We start from the raw sequence: 2,483 nt of genomic DNA on the forward strand, positions 1-2,483 counted from the left end.
CCGTCCATCCGTATTTTTTACGGTTTGAATTGTGCCACTTTAAAAAGATCAAGAAAGAATTACCTTGTCGCTTTAAATACAGCGATATGGCCAACAAACTTGATCCGATGGACTTAAAACAAATACTCACATTACATCTGGACGGTTACAGTAACCGTAAAATAGGTTCCGTTCTCGGTATTTCCCGCAATACAGTCAATACCTACATGCAACTATTTGCAGGCAGTGGCTATTCGTTCAAGGAACTTCTGGGCTTTGATACCGCTACTTTATCCGAACTGTTTTCATCCCATACGACGCTGGACGCTGCCCGCCACAATGAACTAATGCTTTACTTTGAGGGGGTCAACAAGGCCCGGAATCATCCCGGCTTTACCTTTCTGTATCATTATCAGCAATATGTTGAGCTAGCCGCAGAACCATATAGCTACACGCAGTTTCTCGAACATTACCGCCGTAAATATCCAAAAGAAAAGGGTTCAATGAAACTTCAGCATATTGCGGGCGAAGAAATGTTCGTGGACTTTGCCGGGAAGAAGCTGCAGATCATCGATAAACACACCGGAGAGGTTATCGCTGTGGAAGTATTTGTGGCCATACTACCGTGCAGCCAGTACACCTATATCCAGGCATGCAGGAGCCAGAAACGCGAAGATATGATATCCTGTTGCACAGCGGCACTTCGTTTTTATGGTGGATCGCCCAAAGCGATAGTGTCCGACAATCTAAAGTCCGCCGTCAATAGATCGAGCAGATACGAAGCGGACATCAACCGTAGCTTCAAGGACTTTGCCCGCCATTATAACTGTGTCATCAACCCGACACGTAGTTACGCTCCACAAGACAAAGCGTTGGTTGAGAATGCGGTGCATCTGGCCTATCAGCGTATCTATTACCCATTACGTGAAATGACTTTCTTCTCGCTGGAAGATCTCAATAGAGAAATTGCAGTACTACTGGAGCGTTATAACAATCTATTGTTCAAACGAAAAGAATCGAGCCGTATCGAGCTCTTCCAGAGTATTGAACGAGAATATCTCAAAGCCCTTCCCGCTGATCCATATGAACTGAAAGATTACAAAAGGGCCAAAGTACAGAAAATGGGTTACGTATACTTTTCTCCCGAGAAGTGTTATTATAGTGTTCCATACCGGTATATCGGAAAGGAAACAATGATCCATTACACCGGGAGCCGTATTGAGATCTTTTATAATCATGAAAGAATAGCGCTACACCAGCGCAATCTGACCAAAGGCAGCTACATCACCAACGCAGATCACCTGAGCAGCACACATAAGTTCTATTCGGAATGGAGCCCTGAATTCTTTAGAAAAAAAGCGCTGCCACATGGGGAATATGTTCTGGCATGCATCGAAAAGATACTTGCTTCCCATGATTATCCCGAAATAAACTACAAACGCTCCCTTGGAATTATCCATCTGCACCGAGCCTATGGATCCGGGCGTCTGAACAATGCGTGTAAAAGAGCATTGGATACAGATAGCTGCTCCTATCTACGGATAAAGAATATCCTGAAAAACAATATGGACAGGCTGCTTTTATCTGTGAATGAGCTTGAGCCCCAAAAACCACATATACCTTTTCACAGCAATATACGCGGTGCTTCCGCATATGAATAATAATAATCAAGAATCAAAAAAATGAACAATCAGACAGTTGAAAAACTACGCGACATGCGTCTGGGAGCTATGGCCCAGTTACACCAGCAGTACGTTAAGGAAAACAGGCTCGAAGGTATGACCTGCGACGAATACCTCGCGTTACTTACTGACCATCAGTGGGAAGACCGGGAAAATAAAAAGATAGAGCGTTTGCTCAAGCAGGCAAACTTTAGGCATAATGCCAGTCTAGGTGATATAAACTACGCCAGCGAAAGAAATCTGGACAAAAATATGTTTGCGCGTCTGGGTACACTGGACTTTGTGCTCCGAAAAGAAAACATTATTATCTGTGGTGCTTCCGGCACAGGAAAAAGCTACCTGTCACAGGCTCTCGGACATCAGGCATGTATTACAGGGGTAAAAACCCAATATACAGTAACTGCAAGACTGATCAAAAGGCTGAAATTGAGCAAAGTTGATGGAACATACCTTAAAGAACTGGAAAAACTAACGAAAACGGAACTGCTGATACTTGATGACTTTGGCTTACAGGCTTTTGATAGCCAAGATCGGGAAACACTGATGGATATTATCGATGACCGGCATGGTAAAAGATCAACCATAATATCATCCCAGATACCGGTATCGGCCTGGTACGAGGTGATCGGCGGAGAGGGCACTATTGCCGATGCGATCTTGGACCGGATTGTAAACTCCTCACATCGGATAGACCTAAAAGGTGAATCGCTAAGAAAAGGAATATTGAAAAAGGAATAATCACAGCTTTTTTATATAATTGTATGATCTTTTAAGTGGCACGGTTTGACCGAAATCACTGGCATCATTACTCCGAAATACCCA

At 43.7% G+C, this 2,483-nt stretch carries 2 protein-coding genes; both read left to right on the top strand.

The features are described 5' to 3' along the window. Positions 1-1,640, top strand: a 1,640-nt coding sequence (istA, locus tag J2X77_RS23595; RefSeq protein WP_310082759.1) for an IS21 family transposase, incomplete at its 5' end; no start/stop codon positions are given. Between the two features lie 21 nt (positions 1,641-1,661). Continuing rightward, positions 1,662-2,399, top strand: a complete 738-nt coding sequence (istB, locus tag J2X77_RS23600; RefSeq protein ID WP_209578900.1) for an IS21-like element helper ATPase IstB — start codon at positions 1,662-1,664, stop codon at positions 2,397-2,399. The last annotated feature ends 84 nt before the right edge of the window (positions 2,400-2,483 follow it).

It is taken from the genome of Sphingobacterium sp. 2149, assembly GCF_031455655.1.
Taxonomy (GTDB): Bacteria; Bacteroidota; Bacteroidia; order Sphingobacteriales; family Sphingobacteriaceae; genus Sphingobacterium.